Here is an 18,701-nt window from a genome sequence, read left to right on the forward strand (position 1 = left end):
GGAAGTTCGCTCAGTGGCCGGCATGGTGGCAGGAGGGTCCTGCTGCCCCATTGCAAACTGTCTGTAGCCCATTCGTAACACTGCTGGTGTTTCGTTACGGACCGGAGTGCTCCGGCCTAACGGGAGTTGAGCGATGGCAGTGGATCAACTCCCGGGTCAGGTGCGGGAGTTCGTGGCATACCTGGAGGGTGTGCTGGCGCGTCTGGATCAGGGCGCCGGCTGGTGTGCGGTGTTCTGGCAGCGCGACCCGGACGGTATGCAAGCCTGCCTCGTCGGCCGCGAAGTCCCGCCCTGGGACGTGGTGGAGGCGCTCCTCCAGGACCTGGCGGCCGGATACGGCTCCGACGTGGCCCGCGTCGAGGCCGAGCGCGCCCGGCCCCTGCATGCCGCCGCCCAGGCCGCCCACGACGCCCGGCCCGGCGGTCGGGACGCCCTCGGCGACCGCTTCGACGTCATGCTCCGCGAACAGCGCTATGCGGCCGAACGCCAGGCGGAACTGGGCCGGTTGCTCGCCGCCGCCACCACCCGGGACGAGGCCGACGCGATCCGCCTCGACCTCGCCTGGGCCCGCGACGACCACGAGCGCGCGACCCGCCGCTGCGCCGAACTCCAGTCCCGGATGGCCGATTCGGACCGCTCGACGGTCGGCCGGGGCGGAGCCGTCACCCGTGGACAGGCCGCGGACGGCGGGATGTTCCGGGGGACGCAGGGAGACGCGGCACAGAGTGATGGCTCCTGGGATGACGGGCGCGGCGGTGCCGGCGGCTTCGGCGACGGAAGCGTAGGGGGCGCCGACAGTCGAGGCGTCGGGTTCCCGGACATGCCCCAGCAGCGCGAGACCCCGTCGGTCGCCGCCGACCAGCCCACCGAGGTCCCCGCCCTCGCGCTCAAGAAGCGCAAGCGCCGCCGAGGCAGTGCCCGTTTCGCCGGTATGGCGGAGGAGGACTCGGCTTTCGTCGCCGTACCCCCGGATGCGGAGCCCGAGCTGCCCGCCGCGCCCGTGGCGAAGGGGCGGAGCCCGCGGGGTGCCCGGTTCGCCGGGGCCACCCGCGTGCCCGCGGCGCGGTCGGAGCAGCGGGCCGAACCCTTGGACGTGGTGGAGCGGCGGGAGACCGCCGAGATCGTCGCGACGCTGGTGCGGCTGCGCTCCGGCGGCCGTACCGGCGAGGCGCACGCCCTGCTCGTCGAGGTCGCCCACTGGCCCGCCGAACGCTTCCCGCTGCTCGCCGCGGAGCTCCAGCACGCCGGGCTCGGCGCCGACTGGGCGACCCTGCTGTGGGAGGCCGCCTCGCTGCCCGCCGAGCGCCTGGTGGCCGCCGCGGACGCGCTGGTCGCGGCCGGGCGGAGCGCGGACGGTGAGCAGATGCTCCGGCAGGGCGTCGCGCGGCCCGCCGCCGAGATCGGGGCGGCCGTGCTCGGGCTGGTCTCCGAGGGGCGCCGACGTGAGGCCTTCGCGCTCCTCGACGCGTACGTCCGTGTCCGCACCCCCGAGGAGGCCGCCCGCAGTGCCGAGCCGAGCCCGGGGACCTTGGTGCCGTTGCTCCTCAAGGCCGCCAAGGGCGTCTCGGACGAGCGGTACTGGGACCTGGTCCACGCCCTGCGCGTCGCCGGGTTCTCCATCTGACAGGTCCGCCACAACCCGGCGGGCCTGCCGCGTCCCTCGCCCAGTGGAGTGTGAAACGTGATCGACTTCGCGGGTTAACGACGATGGTCTTGGCAAGCCTCCCCCGGAGGCTTACGTTCGTGCCTCTACGGCCGTGTCTACGGGCGTAGAGGCACTGGCGTCCCGCCGAAGGAGCAGCTCATGGCCAACGTCGTACGTGCCGCTCTGGTCCAGGCCACCTGGACCGGCGACACCGAGTCCATGGTGGCGAAACACGAGGAACACGCCCGCGAGGCGGCCCGCCGGGGCGCGAAGATCATCGGGTTCCAGGAAGTGTTCAACGCCCCCTACTTCTGTCAGGTCCAGGAACCCGAGCACTACCGCTGGGCCGAGCCGGTGCCCGACGGGCCCACCACGCTTCGTATGCAGGACCTCGCCCGTGAGACCGGCATGGTGATCGTCGTGCCGGTGTTCGAGGTCGAGCAGTCCGGCTTCTACTACAACACCGCGGTCGTGATCGACGCCGACGGCAGCGTCCTCGGCAAGTACCGCAAGCATCACATTCCGCAGGTCAAGGGCTTCTGGGAGAAGTACTACTTCAAGCCGGGCAACCTCGGCTGGCCGGTCTTCGACACGGCAGTCGGCAAGATCGGCGTCTACATCTGCTACGACCGCCACTTCCCGGAGGGCTGGCGGCAGCTCGGCCTCAACGGCGCCCAGCTCGTCTACAACCCGTCCGCCACGCATCGGGGGCTCTCCTCCCACCTGTGGCGCCTGGAGCAGCCCGCGGCCGCCGTCGCCAACGAGTACTTCGTCGCCGCGATCAACCGGGTCGGCGTCGAGGAGTACGGCGACAACGACTTCTACGGGACGTCGTACTTCGTGGACCCGCGCGGCCAGTTCGTGGGGGACACGGCGAGCGACAAGGAGGAGGAGCTGGTCGTCCGCGACCTGGACTTCGACCTCGTCGACGAAGTGCGACAGCAGTGGGCGTTCTACCGCGACCGTCGCCCCGACGCCTACGAAGGGCTGGTGCAGCCGTGACCGAGGACCTGCTGGGCCGCCACCGGGCCGTGCTGCCGGACTGGCTCGCCCTCTACTACGAGAACCCGCTGGAGATCACGCACGGCGAGGGCCGGCACGTCTGGGATGCGGAGGGCAACAAGTACCTCGACTTCTTCGGCGGCATCCTCACGACGATGACCGCGCACGCGCTCCCCGAGGTCACCAAGGCGGTGAGCGAACAGGCCGGGAGGATCGTCCACTCGTCCACGCTCTATCTCAACCGGCCGATGGTCGAACTGGCCGAGAGAATCAGCCAGTTGTCCGGCATCCCGGACGCCCGCGTCTTCTTCACCACCTCCGGCACCGAGGCCAACGACACCGCCCTGATGCTGGCCACGACCTACCGCCGCAGCAACACGATCCTGGCGATGCGCAACAGCTACCACGGCCGCTCCTTCAGCGCCGTCGGCATCACCGGCAACCGCGGCTGGTCGCCCACCTCGCTGTCCCCGCTCCAGACGCTGTACGTCCACGGCGGCGTGCGGACCCGCGGCCCCTACGCGTCCCTGAGCGACGACGACTTCATCGCCGCCTGCGTCGACGATCTCAAGGACCTCCTCGGCCACACCCGCCCGCCCGCGGCCCTGATCGCCGAGCCGATCCAGGGCGTCGGCGGCTTCACCTCCCCGCCCGACGGCCTGTACGCGGCCTTCCGCGAGGTGCTGCAAGAGCGCGGCATCCTGTGGATCGCCGACGAGGTGCAGACCGGCTGGGGCCGGAGCGGCGACCACTTCTGGGGCTGGCAGGCACACGACCAAAACGGCCCGCCGGACATCCTCACCTTCGCCAAGGGCATCGGCAACGGCATGTCCATCGGCGGGGTCGTCGCCCGCGCCGAGATCATGAACTGCCTGGACGCCAACAGCATCTCGACGTTCGGCGGCACCCAGATCACCATGGCCGCCGGCCTCGCGAACCTGGCCTACCTCCTGGAACACGACCTGCAGGGCAACGCCCGGCGCGTCGGCGGACTCCTCATCGAGCGGCTGCGGGCCGTCGCGGCACAGCTTCCGGGCGTACGGGAGGTACGTGGACGTGGGCTCATGATCGGCGTCGAGCTGGTCAGGCCCGGCACCGACGAGGCCGACCCGCAGGCCGCGTCCGCCGTACTGGAGGCGGCCCGCGCCGAGGGCCTGCTGCTCGGCAAGGGCGGCGGACACAACACCAGCGCCCTCAGGATCGCCCCGCCCCTGTCCCTCACCGTCGCGGAGGCCGAAGAGGGCGCCGCGATCCTCGAACGCGCTCTGAGGAGCACCATCCAGTAGGTCCACAGCAAGGGAACACCGTCATGAGCACCACCTTGGAGCCACTGGAGCCCCTGGAACCGACCCTGTCGGTCCGCCAGGTCCTCATGCTGGAACGGGTCCTCGCCGGGGAGCCCGAGGTGGTGGCCGGTGCGAGCCAGCTCGACCGGGCTGTGCGGTGGGTGCACGTGGCCGAGGCCGCCGACGTCGGTGTGATGCTCAGCGGCGGCGAGATGGTCCTCACCACCGGGGTGCTGCTCGCCGGGGACGAGAGCAAACAGGCCGAGTACATCCAGTCCCTGCACCGCGCGGAGGCCGCGGCCGTGGTCCTCGGACTCGGCCGCGCCTTCCCGGCACCGCCGGACGTGATGCGCAGGGCCGCCGAGCGGTGCGGGCTGCCCATGGTCGTCCTGCACCGGCCCTTCCCCTTCGCCGAGCTGACCGAGGAGGTCCAGGCGCGGCTGGTGCAGCGGAAGTTCGCCGCCGTCAGCATGTCCGAGGCCGTCCGCACCGCCCTCACCGGACTCATCACCGCGGGCGCCCCGCTGCAGCGGTTGCTGGACCAGATCGCCCATCACAGCGGCTGTCCCGTCGTCGTCACCAACCTCGCCCACCGCGTCCTCGCCACGGCGGGGGAGCGGTCCGCGGTGGACGACGTGCTGCGCGACTGGGAACGCATCGCCCGCCAGGCCGGCGGCAACGAGGGCGACGGCTGGATCCGCGCCGAGCTGGGCGGGCGCGGGGAGCGCTGGGGCCAGATCATGCTGTGCGGCTACCGCGGCGACACCGCCACCGGACGCCTCCTCGCCGACCGCGCCGCCGAGGCCCTCGTCCTGCACCGCATGCTCGGCGGCACCTCCGCCCACACCTGGGAGGAGCAGTCCGCGCAGAGCCTGCTCACCGACCTGGTCAGCGGGGTCGTACCGGCGAGGCAGCTGCTGCCCCGCGCTCGGGCGGCCGGGCTGCCCGTCAACCGGCGCACCTTTGTGCCGCTCGTCGTGCGGGACGCCGATCCCGCCGAACTCGACCGGGTGCTACGGCTGTTGGGGCTGCCCGGGATCGTCGCCGAACTCGCGGACGGTGCCACCGCCGTGCTGCTGAGCCTGGCCCGGGACCAGGATGCCGCGGTGCTCGTGGCGAACTTCGCGGCCCGGCTGACGGGGACGGTCGTGGCGGCGGCCGACCCTCGTACGGCGTGGGAGGACGTTCCCGCCGGAATGCGCGAGGCCCGGCACGTCGCCGACGCCGTCGCCTCGGGAGTACTCGATCTCCCGCCCGTCGTACGCCTCAAGGACGTTCATCTGCGTGGCCTGGTGCGGCTGCTGCGCGAGGACCCGCATGTGCAGTCCTTCGCCGAGCGCGAGCTGGACGGGCTGCTGTGCGGGGCGGGAGAGGATCTGCTGGCGGTGCTGCGCACCTATCTCGCCACCGGTCGGAACAAGTCCCGCACCGCCCAGCTCCATCACGTCTCCCGCCCCGCGCTGTACCGGCGGCTGGAAGCGATACAGGGCCGGCTCGGGGTCGACCTCGACGACTTCGAACAGGCCGCCTCGGTGCACATCGCGCTCCTCGCACACGACGCGCAACAGAGCTGAAACATGCCACGACCTGGGAAAACGGCGGTGAAACATGGGCTCACGACAGGGTGACACCGTGGCACGCCGAAGGCCCGCAGACGTGACACGCTGCAACTCAAAGCCTGTTTTCGGACTTCCTAGTCTTCTGGGGCGGGCGCCGGACGTTGCATCTGCCCTTCGGGCGGACGGCGCGACTTCCGGCGCCCGCCCCAGCACACCGAGTGACCGGAGGTCCCGATGAGCAGAGTGATTCGTGCCGCCCTCTTCCAGACCGCGTGGACGGGCGACAAGGAGTCGATGATCCAGGTACACGAGCAGGCGGCCCGCGACGCGGCCGCGCAGGGTGCTCAGGTGCTGTGCTTCCAGGAGCTGTTCTACGGGCCGTACTTCTGCCAGGTCCAGGACAAGGCGTTCTACGAGTACGCCGAACAGATCCCGGACGGCCCGATCGTCAAGCGATTCCAGGCGCTGGCCAAGGAGCTGGGCATCGTCCTGATCCTGCCGATGTACGAGGAGGAGCAGCCCGGCGTCCTCTACAACACCGCCGCCGTGATCGACGCGGACGGCTCGTACCTCGGCAAGTACCGCAAGCACCACATCCCCCAAGTACCGGGATTCTGGGAGAAGTTCTACTTCCGTCCCGGCAACCTCGGCTGGCCGATCTTCGACACCAAGGTGGGGAAGATCGGCGTGTACATCTGCTACGACCGCCACTTCCCGGAAGGCTGGCGGGCATTGGGCCTCGCGGGCGCCGAGATCGTCTTCAACCCGTCGGCCACCTCGCGTGGTCTGTCCGCCTACCTGTGGCAGCTGGAGCAGCCCGCCGCGGCCGTCGCCAACGAGTACTTCGTCGGCGCGATCAACCGGGTCGGTGTCGAGGAGCTGGGCGACAACGACTTCTACGGCACGACGTACTTCGTCGACCCGGAGGCGCAGTTCGTCGGCGAGGTGGCGAGCGACAAGGAGACCGAACTCGTCGTCCGCGACCTGGACTTGGCCAAGCTGCGGGAAGTCCGCGACCGTTGGCAGTTCTACCGCGACCGCCGTCCGGACGCGTACCCCCCGCTGACCGCACCCTGACCGAACCAACCACCTTGGCAGGAGAGGGAACATGAGCAGCCGTACCGTCATCAGCGGTGGCCTCGTCATCACCGCGTCCGACGAGCTGTACGCCGACGTGCTGATCGAGGACGGCCGCATCGCCGCCCTCGCCGTGCCCGGCACACAGAACTGGACCGCGGACCGCACGATCGACGCCACCGGGAAGTACGTCGTCCCCGGTGGCGTCGACGCCCACACCCACATGGAGCTGCCGTTCGGCGGCACCTTCGCCTCCGACACCTTCGAGACCGGCACCAGGGCCGCCGCCTGGGGCGGTACGACGACCATCATCGACTTCGCCGTACAGAGCGTCGGCCACACCCTGCGCGAGGGCCTGGACGCCTGGCACGCCAAGGCCGAGGGCAACTGTGCCATCGACTACGGCTTCCACATGATCGTCTCCGATGTGAACCAGGAGACGCTCAAGGAGATGGACCTGCTGGTCGAGGAAGGAGTCACCTCCTTCAAGCAGTTCATGGCCTACCCCGGGGTCTTCTACTCCGACGACGGCCAGATCCTGCGCGCCATGCAGCGCTCCGCCGAGAACGGCGGCCTGATCATGATGCACGCCGAGAACGGCATCGCGATCGACGTGCTGGTGGAGCAGGCCCTGGCGCGCGGTGAGACCGATCCCCGCTACCACGGCGAGGTGCGCAAGGCGCTGCTCGAAGCCGAGGCCACCCACCGCGCCATCAAGCTCGCGCAGGTCGCGGGCGCCCCGCTGTACGTCGTGCACGTCTCGGCCATGGAGGCGGTGGCCGAGCTGGCGCGGGCGCGCGACGAGGGGCTCAACGTCTTCGGCGAGACCTGTCCGCAGTATCTGTTCCTCTCCACGGACAACCTTGCGGAGCCGGACTTCGAGGGCTCGAAGTACGTGTGCAGCACGCCCCTGCGCCCGAGGGAACACCAGGCCAAGCTGTGGCAGGGCCTGCGGACCAACGACCTCCAGGTCGTCTCCACCGACCACTGCCCCTTCTGCTTCGTGGGCCAGAAGGAACTCGGCCGCGGCGACTTCTCGAAGATCCCCAACGGCCTCCCCGGCGTCGAGAACCGCATGGACCTGCTCCACCAGGGCGTCGTCGACGGACACATCTCGCGCCGGCGCTGGATCGAGATCGCCTGCGCCACCCCGGCCCGGATGTTCGGCATGTACCCGAAGAAGGGGACGATCGCCCCGGGCGCCGACGCGGACGTCGTGATCTACGACCCGCACGCCGAACAGATCATCTCCGCCGAGACCCACCACATGAACGTCGACTACTCGGCCTACGAGGGCAGGCGCCTCACCGGCCGGGTCGAGACGGTCCTCTCGCGCGGCGAACTCGTCATCACCGAGCGGGAGTACACCGGACGCGCCGGGCACGGCACGTACACCCCCCGCTCCACCTGTCAGTACCTCAACTAGGAGCGGCGCTCATGGACTTCGGACTCGTCCTGCAGACGGACCCGCCCGCCTCGAAGGTCATCAGCCTGATGAAGCGGGCCGAACGCAACGGCTTCACCTACGGATGGACGTTCGACTCCGCCGTGCTGTGGCAGGAACCGTTCGTGATCTACAGCCAGATCCTGTCCAACACCTCGAAGCTGAAGGTCGGCCCGATGGTCACCAACCCGGGCACCCGCACCTGGGAGGTGACCGCGTCCACCTTCGCCACCCTCAACGACATGTTCGGCAACCGCACGGTCTGCGGCATCGGCCGCGGTGACTCCGCGATGCGGGTCGCGGGCCGTACGCCCAACACCCTGGCGCGCATCAGCGAGGCCATGAAGGTCATCAAGGCGCTCGGCTCGGGCCAGGAGGCCGACCTCGGCGGCACGGTGATCAGGTTCCCGTGGATCAAGGAGGACGCCGAACTCCCCGTGTGGATGGCGGCGTACGGTCCGAAGGCGCTGAAGATGACCGGTGAGGAGGCCGACGGGTTCATCCTCCAGCTGGCCGACCTCTACCTCACCGAGTACATGGTGAAGGCAGTCAAGGACGCGGCCGTCGCCGCGGGCCGTGATCCCTCGGAGGTCACCATCTGCGTGGCCGCCCCCGCCTACGTCACCGAGGACGACTCGCCCGAGGCGCTCGCCCACGCGCGCGAGCAGTGCCGCTGGTTCGGCGGGATGGTCGGCAACCACGTGGCCGACCTGGTGTCGAAGTACGGCGCGCACTCCGCCGCCGTACCCGACGAGCTCACGGACTACATCAAGGCGCGCGAGGGGTACGACTACTCGCACCACGGGCGCGCCGACAACCCGGACACCGCCTTCGTGCCTGACGAGATCGTCGACCGGTTTTGCCTGATCGGCCCGGTCGAGAAGCACATCGAGAAGCTGAACGCGCTGCGCGAGCTGGGCGTCGACCAGTTCGCCGTCTACGACATGCACGACGCCCAGGAAGCGACCATCGACGCGTACGGCTCCAAGGTCATTCCCGCCGTCAACGCCTGACCCCCCTCGCGGAACCGCTCGACCGACCCCCCACTCCTTGTCCACCCCTTCCCGCCGTCCTGGGGAGGGGTGGCGGGGCCGGGCAGGGCCTCCCCGCCCGTCCCGGCCCCGCCCGAGGCCCCCGCACGGCCTATCCCGTCCCGTTCTGATCGATTGGCCTGCCCATGACCGAAACAGTCCCCACGGGGTCGCCGATACAACAGCCCGCCGGCAACGGCGGTCGCGTCGAGCTCGCCCCCGAGGCATTCCCCGTCGACAGCCCCTTCGCCAACGAGGACCTGCGTCCCGTACCCGTCTCCGAGCGCAAGTGGACGACGTACAACTTCGCGGCCCTGTGGATCTCCATGGCGCACTGCATCCCCAGCTGGACCCTGGCCTCCGGCCTGGTCGCTCTCGGCATGGACTGGAAGCAGGCCGTGTTCACCATCGCCCTGGCCAACATCATCGTGCTGCTGCCGATGCTGGCCACCGGGCACGCAGGACCCAAGTACGGCATCCCCTTCCCGGTGCTCGCCCGCGCCTCCTTCGGGCTGCGCGGCGCCAACATCCCGGCGCTGATCCGGGCGGCCGTGGCCTGCGGCTGGTTCGGCATCCAGACCTGGATCGGCGGCAGCGGCATCTTCGCGCTGGGCTCCAAGCTCACCGGCGGTCACTGGGAGAACGCGAGCCGGATCGCGGGCAACCCGTGGCCCCTGTGGCTCTGCTTCGTGCTGTTCTGGGCGCTGCAGATCGCGATCATCTACCGCGGCATGGACTTCCTGCGGCACTTCGAGAACTGGGCCGCGCCCTTCGTGATCGCCGGCGCTCTCGTCCTGCTGATCTGGATCGCCGTCAAGGCGGACGGCTTCGGCGCGCTGCTCGACCAGCCCTCGAAGCTCGGCTGGGGCCCCGACTTCTGGCCGGTCTTCTTCCCGTCCTTGATGGGCATGATCGGCTTCTGGGCGACCCTGTCGCTGAACATCCCCGACTTCACCCGCTTCGGCGCCAGTCAGAAGGCGCAGACCTGGGGGCAGGCCCTCGGGCTCCCCACGACGATGACGCTGTTCGCGGTCCTCGCCGTGCTGGTCACCTCCGGCTCCGAGGCCATCTACGGCGAGGCCATCTGGGACCCGGTCGCGCTGGCCGCCAAGGCGGACAACGCCTTCGGTCTGCTGTTCGCCCTGGTCATCGTGCTGGTCGCCACCATCTCCGTGAACATCGCGGCGAACGTGGTCTCACCGGCCTACGACCTGTCCAACCTGGCCCCGAAGTTCATCAACTTCCGTACCGGCGCGCTGATCACGGGTGTCCTCGGCGTCCTGATCTTCCCGTGGAAGCTGATCTCCACGCCGGAGTTCTACATCTTCACCTGGCTCGGCGTGGTCGGCGGTCTGCTCGGCACGGTCGCGGGCATCCTCATCGCCGACTACTGGATCATCCGGCGTACGGTCCTGCACCTCGTGGACCTCTACACACCCGGTGGCCGCTACTGGTACACCAACGGCTGGAACTGGCGGGCGATCGCCGCGTTCGTGGTCGGCGGTCTGCTCGCGGTCGGCGGTTCGTACTCGGGCGTGGGGGCCGACGGCAAGAAGACGGGCCCGTTCCCGACCGACGGTCTCATCCCCTTCCTCAAGCCGCTGGCCGACTACGGCTGGGCGGTGGGCCTGGGCACGTCGCTGCTGCTGTACGTCGCGCTGATGCTGCCCAAGGGCAGGGAGCAGGAGGGCATCAAGGCCTGATCGTTGAGGTCACGCGTGTGTGGAGGGCGGTCGGGATCGGCTCGGGCCTGTCGGCTCAGGCCTTCTGGCCGCCCTCCAGTGCCGCGACCGCCTCCTTGGCGGCCTTGATGGCGCCCTTGTTGATCTCGTCGGTGCTGGGCGCCTTCTTCGACTCGAAGTCACTGCCGTTGTACGTCACCGTCACCAGGGCGTTGGACGCCTGGATCATGACCACGCCCTCACGGGTCTGCTGCTTGTCCTCGGTGGCCAGGTTCACCACCGAGTACCCGGCGTCACCGACCCCGGGCACGCTCCCGCCGCCGCTCTTCTCGGAGATGTTCTCCTTGTACGACTTGGCGGCCGCCTCGGCGGACTCCGTGATCTCGAAGGAGACGTCGAGCCAGCGGTAGTCGTATCCCTTGAGCGCGTTCCAGGAGCAGGTCCTGCGCAGCGCCGTGTCCGTCGAGGGGATCTCCTTGCCGGCCGTCTTGGCGCCGGGCACGAGCGACTTGATGGTGGCCGCGCTCATGCTGGCGCAGGGCGCGGGGGCGGCGGCGTACTGCTTGACGGCGGCCGCCGTGGACGTGCCCGAGGGGGACTCGGCGGCGGACTGCGGCGTCGGGTCCTTCTGGACGGCGGGTGTCGCGGCCGGGCCCGACGTGAGCGCCCAGCCCGCTCCGGCGAGCACGAGGACGGGCGAGATGCGTGCGGTGAGGGCGAGCGGCAGGGAAAGAGTTCGCACGGCGCACTTTTCGTGGGGACGGTCGGTGCGGACAGGTCCGCACCGCGGACGAGACGCCAGTTTCACACGACTCCCTGTGGGGCGAAAGCGTGAACTCGCTCCGTATCCGCGCCGTCACTGTCCTCTGCCATCGATTGCCGTCGATGCGTCATGTGTCCACTTATGTCCGGGCGATGGGGCGGTACAGGGCCGATTCGATCCGGTCCACGGCGAGGAACGCCCCATAGGCCACGAGCTGAACCAGACGGTCGTCGGTGTGCTCCGGCCGTCGCCACGCCGCCACGTCGGCGTCCGTGATCCGGTACGGCGCGAGGGCCGCCAGCAGCGCCAGACGGGCTCCGGGGCGCTCCTCCCGGTCCGGGAACCCGCTCGGATCCAGCGGCGGATGCGATCCGTCCCAGTCCAGCAGTGTCTCCTCCACGAGATCCTGGTCCTCGGTGTCCAGCAGGCCCGCGCCCGCCATGGCCGCCCGCAGGAGTGCCGCGTACGCGAGTCCGACGGGTGTGCCGTCCGCCCACGCGGGAGCCTCGCCGGCGTCGGGCAGGTCGAGCAGGGACAGGGCCGCACCGGGCAGGGCGGGCCGGCGCACGGTCCGGGAGAGTGTGCGGCCCGCGAGACTGCGGACCGCCCGGAACCGCTGGGCGTTGCCGGGCAGCAGGTTCTCGGTGAGCAGGGCGGACGCGATCCGGTTGATGAAGTGGAAGGTGAACGCCGTGCCCAGGTAGCCGGGGGCGTGCTCACGCGGGAACGGGTAGGGCCCGGCGCCCAGGCCACCCGGCACGCGTGTGTGCCTGCCCCAGTCCAGTACACGCGCGTGTTCCTCGTTCTCGGGCCGCTCGCCCCGGGCGACGCGTTCGGCGAGGGCGTGGTCGCCGGTGGCGTGCAGCAGCATGGTGTGCGCGTCCACACAGAACGGGCACCGGTTGGCGAGCGAGACGCCGAGTGCCGCGAGCTCCTTGCCGGTGCGGCTGCCGGGCCCCGCGATCAACGACTCGCGCAACAACGCCCAGGCGGGGGCGAGGAGTTCGGGTGCGGAGGAGAGGACCACGAAGGTGACGGGTCCGTCGATGCCGAAGTCGCGGGACATCTGCTCGTAGACCTCTGCGGCACGGCCGGTGGCCGCCTTGGGCGGCAGGGGCCGGGTGTAGCGGAAGGATGTGGGCATGGACAGCAGCGTGCGCCGCGAGGGTGCCCCGGGTCGTCGTACGGCCGAAGGGAGTCTGCGCTGCGTCGGTGAGGGCGGTGCGGGACGGGCACTACTGCGTCGGGAGTAGCGCGGGAGTTGTCCACAGGGCTGACGCGGGTGTCGGTGCGGCGGTCTAGCGTGTGGGCATGAGCGGGTACCCGGCCGACCCGGCCATACGCAGGCGGCTCGCCGACACGGCCCTCGCGGTCGTGGTCGGCGCCCTCGCCCTGACCGCGGCGGCCTTCGACGCGGACACCGCCACCGTCGACTACGCGCTGGTGGCGGTGAGTTCGGCCGTTCTCGCGTTCTGCCGTGCCGCCCCGCGGGTGGTGCTGGCAGCGGCCACGGCGAGTGGCACGGCGTATTTGTTGCATGCCCATCCCGGGGCGCTCGCTGCCCTGCCCGTCCTGGCCGCCGTGCTCACCGCGGCGCAACTGGGGCGCCGGGGCTGGGCGGCCGTGGCGAGCGGGGTGTACCTGACGGCCTGCATCGCCACCGGGTCCACGACCCAGGAGGCCCTCGGAAAGGCCGGGTTGCTCGCGGGCTGGTTCCTCTGCATGGTGGTGGGAGGCCTCGCCGACCGCAACTGGCAGGCGTATCTCCGCCAGACCGAACAGCGTGCCCTGGAGGCCGAGCGGACCCGGGAGGAGGCGGCCCTGCGCCGCGCGGGGGAGGAACGCCTGCGCATAGCGCGGGAGTTGCACGACTCCCTCACCCACAGCATCTCCATCGTCAAGCTCCAGGCAGGCGTGGCCGTCCATCTGGCCCGCAAGCGGGGCGAGGAGGTGCCGCCCGCCCTGCTCGCCATCCAGGAGGCGAGCGGCGAGGCGATGCGTGAACTCCGTTCCACGCTGGAGATCCTGCGCACCGACGAGCCGACCGGCACTCCCGCGCTGCTCGTGGAGCGGGCGCGGGCGGCGGGGCTCGCCGTCGACCTGACCGTGGCCGGCGAGGAGCGGCCCCTGCCCGCCACCCTCGACCGGGCCACGTACCGGATCGTCCAGGAGTCCCTGACCAACGCGGCCCGGCACGCGGGTCCGGCGAAGGTGCGGGTCGAACTCGCCTACAGCGACGACGACTTGACGATCCACGTCGAGGACGACGGGACCGCCGACCCGGACCGCCCGCCCGAACCCGGCCACGGCCTGACCGGCATGCGCGAACGCGTCACGGCGCTGGGCGGGACGCTGGCGGCCGGGCCGCGCGCGGAGGGCGGGTTCTCGGTGCGGGCGGAACTGCCGTTGCGGGCGGGGGACTCGGTGTGAGCGAGGGGGCGACGGGATGAACGCGACGGAGGGTGGGTTCCGGGTGTGCGTGGACGTCGGGGTGAGCGAGGTGGAGAACTGCTCCTCCGTGCGCGTGGCGGTGCCGACGTGATCAGGGTGGCCCTCGTGGACGACCAGGCGTTGATGCGGGCCGGGTTCCGGGCCCTGCTCGAAGCCGAGGACGGCATCGAGGTGGTCGGGGAGGCGGCGGACGGCGAGCAGGGCGTGGAACTGGTGCGCGCGCAGATGCCCGACATCACCCTGATCGACGTACAGATGCCGGTGATGACGGGCATCGAGGCGACCCGGCGGATCGCCGCCGATCCGGACCTGGCGGCGGTCCGAGTGGTGATCCTCACCAACTACGGCCTGGACGAGTACGTCTTCGAGGCACTGCGGGCGGGCGCGAGCGGCTTCCTGCTGAAGGACACCGAACCGGCCGATCTCCTCCAGGCCATCGAGGTGGTGGCCCGGGGCGAGGCGCTGCTGTCACCGGCGATCACCCGCACCCTGATCGGCGAGTTCGTCTCCCGCCCACCGGACCGCTCCACCGCTCCCGGCCTGGAATGCCTCACCCGCCGCGAACGCGAGGTGACGGGGCTGGCCGCCCGAGGTCTGAGCAACGAGGAGATCGCCCGGCACATGGTGATCAGCCCCCTCACGGCCAAGACCCACATCAGCCGGGCGATGACCAAGCTGGGCGCCCGGGACCGCGCCCAACTGGTCGTGTTCGCCTACGAGTCGGGGCTGGTGACGGCACGCGGCGGCTGAAATCCCGTTGCCCGCAGCCGTCGGGGATCAGCACTCTGGGGTGATGACCGAGACGACGCCGCAGGTCCACGAAGAGATCCTCGCCTACTACGCCCGGGGCGAGGAGGACGCCCGCCTCAGACCGGGCGGCGCATCCGCCGGACGGCTGGAGTACTGGCGCACCCAGGACGTGCTGCGGCGGTTGCTGCCCGCCGCGCCCGCGCGAGTGCTGGACGTCGGTGGCGGCAGCGGAGTGCACGCGGAGTGGCTCGCGCAGGACGGGTACGACGTCGAACTCGTCGATCCCGTACCGCTCCACGTGCACCAGGCGGCCCGGCTGCCGGGTGTGCGCGCACGGTCCGGGGACGCCCGCTCGCTGCCCGCCGACGACTCCGCGTACGACGTGGTGCTGATGCTGGGGCCCCTGTACCACCTGCTCGAACGGGACGACCGCGTGCGGGCGTTGGCCGAGGCTCGCCGGGTGGTGCGGCCGGGTGGACTGGTCGTCGCGGCCACCATCAACCGGTACGCGGAACTGCACGACCTGCTGTGCAAGGAGCTCTACTTCACCGAGGAGCACCGCGAACGCACCGACGAGGTTCTCGCGGACGGCCGGCACCCGCACCACGAGGAGGGCTTCTTCACCCTCGCCCATTTCGCCCGACCGAACCAGGTGACAGCGGAGTTCACCGACGCACGGCTTACCGTCGACGGCCAGTACGGCGTCGAGGGCGTCGCCTGGCTCATGGGTGGAGTCGAGGACTGGCTGGACGACCCGGAGCGCCGGGAGTCAGTCCTGGCGGCATGTCGGCACATCGAGTCGGAGCCGACGCTGCTGGGGGCGAGCGGACATCTGCTCACGGTGGGCGGACGGCCGAAGCGCTGAAGCCGGCCGTCCGCCCGGCGGGGACTATGCGGCAGTGCCGCCCGCGTAGTCGCTGTTGAACGTGGTCTCGACGGTGGTGGCCACCGACTGCGCGACCCCGGTGCCGGTCAGGATGATGCCCAACTCCCGGTTGTTGGAGAGCGAGTTGCTGCTGATGTTCATGGAGCCCGCCTCCACCTCCTGGGTGGCGAGGCCGTAGTCGGCGACCATGGCCTTGCCGTGGATGTAGAAGCCGTTGGGGTCGGAGTACCCGACGACCGTGCCGCCGGCTGACTTGATCTCGGAGACCTCGGTGGCGTAGTCGCCCGGGGTCTCCAGGACCACCCGTACCTTGACGCCCGCTTGCGCGCGTGCCGCGATGGCGTCCACCACCGTGCTGTCGCTGAACTCGAGTTCCTCGACGTCGAGCGTCTTGGTGGCGGCGTTGATCACGGACAGCAGACGGCTGCGGGAGTCCGTGGGGGACCAGAGCAGGTGGTCGCCGTCGCCCGGCGTGATCGCGGTGCCGGCGTAGTCCGCGTTGAACACCTTCTCGATCGCGGCGACATCGCGGGTGTCGTCGGTGAACACCCCGTAGTCACGGCCGGTCGCGTAGTACTGGGAGGTGAGATTGCCGGTGAGGACAAGCGACTTGGTGGCGTCCACGGTGATCGTCTTCTGGTGCGTGTAGACGAAGCTCGACGGCGACCACACCACGCCCACGCCCGCGTTCGTCAACGCCGTGTACGCCGAGCCGTTGGCGCTCTGGTGCGCACGGTCCAGCACGACCCGGACGGTGACGCCCTTGTTCTTCAGGGCTATGAGGTCGTTGACGGCCGTCGTGTCCTCGAGTTCGTACATGGTCATGTCGAGCGACGTGGTGGCCGAGTTGATGAAGTCGTAGATCGTGGGCTGGCCGGCGCTCTGCGAGAAGGCGAAGGCGGTGTAACTCGCGGCGCTGGCGGGGACGGAGGCGGCGAGTACGGCGGCACCGGCGGCGAGAGCGACCCCGGTACGGGTGAGGACCTTCCACAACATGCGTGACTCCTGGTCGAGTTGGTGCCCGCAGGGGAGGGCGGGCATCCGCATGGCACCACGCGCGTAGAACGGACGGGAAGAGGAGGCCGGTGAACTCGGGGTTACCGATGGTCCGCATGGTCGGGCAAAAGGGACTTCGTGCAGGTGGGAGGCGATTCATGGAGTTCTCGTGTGATCGCAAAATCTTCGTTGGCCCACCTGGTGGGCAATGAAAGGATCCGTGCACGCGACCCGCTTCGGACCGGCCGAGGCGCGCGAGCAGCGAGGTGAGAGATGCCGTTCACCACCCGCCCCACCCTCCAGGGCACCTTCGGCATGGTGTCCTCCACCCACTGGCTGGCCTCGCAGTCGGCGATGGCGGTGCTGGAGGACGGCGGCAACGCCTACGACGCCGCGGTGGCCGGTGCCTTCGTCCTGCACGTCGTCGAGCCGCACCTCAACGGCCCCGCCGGTGAGGTGCCGATCCTGCTCGCGCCGGCCGGCGGGGAGGTGCGGGTGCTGTGCGGTCAGGGTGTCGCGCCCGCCGGGGCCACCGTCGCGCACTACCGGGGGCTCGGCCTGGATCTCGTGCCGGGCACCGGCCCCCTCGCCGCCGCCGTCCCGGGCGCCTTCGACGCCTGGATGCTGCTCCTGCGCGACCACGGCACCAAGCCCCTCGCCGACGTCCTCGGGTATGCCATCGGTTACGCCGAGGACGGGCACGCGCCCGTGGAGAACGTCGGCGCGACCGTCGAGAGCGTGCGGGAGCTGTTCGAGACCGAGTGGACCTCGTCGTCGGAGGTCTATCTGCCCCACGGACAGGCGCCCCGGCCCGGTTCGCTGTTCCGTAACCCCGCGCTCGCCGCCACCTGGAAGCGGCTGATCGACGAGGTGGCCGCAGCGGGCGACCGGGTCGCGCAGATCGAGGCGGCGCGCGAGGTGTGGCGCAGCGGATTCATCGCCGAGGCGCTAGTACGGCAGGCCCGGCGGCCCACCATGGACACCAGCGGTTCGCGGCACACCGGCACACTGACGGCCGCCGACCTCGCCGGGTGGTCCGCGACCTACGAGGCTCCGGCGACGTACGACTGGAACGGCTGGACCCTGTGCAAGGCCGGGCCCTGGAGCCAGGGTCCGGTGCTCCTCCAGCAGCTCGCGCTGCTGCCGCCCGAGCTGCCGCGGTACGGGTCCGCCGACTACGTCCATCTGCTGGTCGAGAACTGCAAGCTGGCCATGGCCGACCGGGAGGCCTGGTACGGGGACGCGGCCGACGTGCCGCTCGGTGAGCTGTTGTCGAAGGAGTACAACGCGGGACGGCGTGAACTCGTCGGCGACAGGGCTTCCCACGAGCTGCGGCCGGGCAGCCCCGGCGGGCGTGTCCCACGGCTGAGCGCGCACGCGCGCGTGGTGGTCACCGACGAGCCGGGGTTCAGCCCGATGGGCGTCGGCGAGCCGACGGTCGCCAAGAACCCCACGTCCCCCGTGCCGGGTGAGCCCGAGATCGGCCCCGACGGCACCACCCGGGGCGACACCTGCCACCTGGATGTCGTCGACCGCTGGGGCAACATGGTCGCCGCCACGCCCAGCGGAGGCTGGCTGCAGTCCAACCCCGTCGTTCCCGAACTGGGCTTTCCGCTCGGCACCCGGCTCCAGATGGCCTGGCTGGAGGACGGCCTGCCGAACTCCCTCACCCCCGGCCGCCGTCCCCGCACCACCCTCACCCCTTCGATCGCCCTGCGCGCCGGGGTCCCGGTCCTGGCCTTCGGCACCCCCGGCGGGGATCAGCAGGACCAGTGGCAGCTCCACTTCTTCCTCGCCCTCGCCCTGCGCCCCCCGGTCCGCGGCGGCCTCGACCTCCAGGGCGCGATCGACGCCCCGAACTGGCACAACGACAGCTTCCCCGGCTCCTTCTACCCGCGCGGCATGCGGCCCGGAAGCGTCACGGTGGAGGCGCGGACGGACCCGGAGGTGGTGGCTGAGCTACGGCGGCGGGGGCACGACGTGACGGTGGGCGAGCCCTGGTCGGAGGGACGGCTGTGCGCCGTGGCACGGGACGCGGAGACGGGAGTGGTGTCGGCGGCGGCGAATCCCCGGGGAATGCAGGGGTACGCGGTGGGACGGTGAGCCCCGACGGCGGCCGGACGGGTCCG

At 70.7% G+C, this 18,701-nt stretch carries 15 protein-coding genes; 12 read left to right on the plus strand and 3 right to left on the minus strand.

Annotation, left to right across the window (positions count from 1 at the left end):
* Positions 1 to 133 precede the first annotated feature (133 nt).
* The 8 genes from OHT57_RS39270 to OHT57_RS39305 all read left to right on the plus strand — a co-directional run bounded on the left by OHT57_RS39270 (position 134) and on the right by OHT57_RS39305 (position 10,747).
* Positions 134 to 1,624: a hypothetical protein gene (locus OHT57_RS39270; protein ID WP_328751565.1), complete on the plus strand. Its 1,491-nt coding sequence runs from the start codon at positions 134 to 136 to the stop codon at positions 1,622 to 1,624.
* A 180-nt stretch (positions 1,625 to 1,804) separates the two neighbouring features.
* Positions 1,805 to 2,647, plus strand: a complete 843-nt coding sequence (locus OHT57_RS39275) for a nitrilase-related carbon-nitrogen hydrolase (RefSeq protein WP_328751567.1) — start codon at positions 1,805 to 1,807, stop codon at positions 2,645 to 2,647.
* Entirely contained in the window at positions 2,644 to 3,933 is a 1,290-nt protein-coding gene (locus OHT57_RS39280) for an aspartate aminotransferase family protein (RefSeq protein ID WP_328751569.1), read from the plus strand. Before OHT57_RS39275 ends, OHT57_RS39280 begins: the two co-directional genes overlap by 4 nt.
* A 23-nt stretch (positions 3,934 to 3,956) precedes the next feature.
* The gene (locus OHT57_RS39285) at positions 3,957 to 5,507 is read left to right on the plus strand and encodes a PucR family transcriptional regulator (protein ID WP_328751571.1); all 1,551 of its coding nucleotides are present in this window, start codon (positions 3,957 to 3,959) and stop codon (positions 5,505 to 5,507) included.
* Positions 5,508 to 5,726: 219 nt separating this feature from the next.
* On the plus strand, positions 5,727 to 6,569 hold the full coding sequence (locus OHT57_RS39290) for a nitrilase-related carbon-nitrogen hydrolase (RefSeq protein ID WP_059195362.1): 843 nt from the start codon (positions 5,727 to 5,729) through the stop codon (positions 6,567 to 6,569).
* A gap of 31 nt (positions 6,570 to 6,600) precedes the next feature.
* Positions 6,601 to 7,995 carry a dihydropyrimidinase gene (gene hydA / locus OHT57_RS39295; protein WP_328751574.1) on the plus strand — a complete coding sequence of 465 codons (1,395 nt, stop codon included), beginning with the start codon at positions 6,601 to 6,603 and terminating at the stop codon, positions 7,993 to 7,995.
* Between the two features lie 11 nt (positions 7,996 to 8,006).
* On the plus strand, positions 8,007 to 9,026 hold the full coding sequence (locus OHT57_RS39300; protein WP_328751575.1) for a TIGR03842 family LLM class F420-dependent oxidoreductase: 1,020 nt from the start codon (positions 8,007 to 8,009) through the stop codon (positions 9,024 to 9,026).
* Between the two features lie 164 nt (positions 9,027 to 9,190).
* Positions 9,191 to 10,747, plus strand: a complete 1,557-nt coding sequence (locus OHT57_RS39305; protein ID WP_328751576.1) for an NCS1 family nucleobase:cation symporter-1 — start codon at positions 9,191 to 9,193, stop codon at positions 10,745 to 10,747.
* Positions 10,748 to 10,802: 55 nt separating this feature from the next.
* Here OHT57_RS39305 and OHT57_RS39310 read toward each other — a convergent pair whose 3' ends face one another.
* Entirely contained in the window at positions 10,803 to 11,468 is a 666-nt protein-coding gene (locus tag OHT57_RS39310; RefSeq protein ID WP_328751577.1) for a hypothetical protein, read from the minus strand.
* A 160-nt stretch (positions 11,469 to 11,628) separates the two neighbouring features.
* The gene (locus OHT57_RS39315; protein ID WP_328751579.1) at positions 11,629 to 12,633 is read right to left on the minus strand and encodes a carboxymuconolactone decarboxylase family protein; all 1,005 of its coding nucleotides are present in this window, start codon (positions 12,631 to 12,633) and stop codon (positions 11,629 to 11,631) included.
* A gap of 167 nt (positions 12,634 to 12,800) precedes the next feature.
* On the opposite strand from OHT57_RS39315, the gene OHT57_RS39320 reads away from it, so the two are divergent.
* From OHT57_RS39320 to OHT57_RS39330, 3 genes are all read left to right on the plus strand, one after another.
* Positions 12,801 to 13,919 carry a sensor histidine kinase gene (locus OHT57_RS39320; RefSeq protein WP_328751581.1) on the plus strand — a complete coding sequence of 373 codons (1,119 nt, stop codon included), beginning with the start codon at positions 12,801 to 12,803 and terminating at the stop codon, positions 13,917 to 13,919.
* Positions 13,920 to 14,027: 108 nt separating this feature from the next.
* Positions 14,028 to 14,690 (plus strand): response regulator transcription factor, encoded by a 663-nt coding sequence (locus tag OHT57_RS39325; RefSeq protein ID WP_328751582.1) that lies wholly within the window; start codon positions 14,028 to 14,030, stop codon positions 14,688 to 14,690.
* 43 nt (positions 14,691 to 14,733) lie between these two features.
* Positions 14,734 to 15,555, plus strand: a complete 822-nt coding sequence (locus OHT57_RS39330; RefSeq protein ID WP_328751584.1) for a class I SAM-dependent methyltransferase — start codon at positions 14,734 to 14,736, stop codon at positions 15,553 to 15,555.
* Between the two features lie 24 nt (positions 15,556 to 15,579).
* Here the strand turns inward: OHT57_RS39330 and OHT57_RS39335 are convergent, their stop codons facing one another.
* Positions 15,580 to 16,572 carry a phospholipase D-like domain-containing protein gene (locus tag OHT57_RS39335; protein ID WP_328751585.1) on the minus strand — a complete coding sequence of 331 codons (993 nt, stop codon included), beginning with the start codon at positions 16,570 to 16,572 and terminating at the stop codon, positions 15,580 to 15,582.
* 273 nt (positions 16,573 to 16,845) lie between these two features.
* On the opposite strand from OHT57_RS39335, the gene OHT57_RS39340 reads away from it, so the two are divergent.
* Positions 16,846 to 18,675 carry a gamma-glutamyltransferase family protein gene (locus tag OHT57_RS39340; protein ID WP_328751586.1) on the plus strand — a complete coding sequence of 610 codons (1,830 nt, stop codon included), beginning with the start codon at positions 16,846 to 16,848 and terminating at the stop codon, positions 18,673 to 18,675.
* The last annotated feature ends 26 nt before the right edge of the window (positions 18,676 to 18,701 follow it).

The organism is Streptomyces sp. NBC_00285 (assembly GCF_036174265.1).
Taxonomy (GTDB): Bacteria; Actinomycetota; Actinomycetes; order Streptomycetales; family Streptomycetaceae; genus Streptomyces.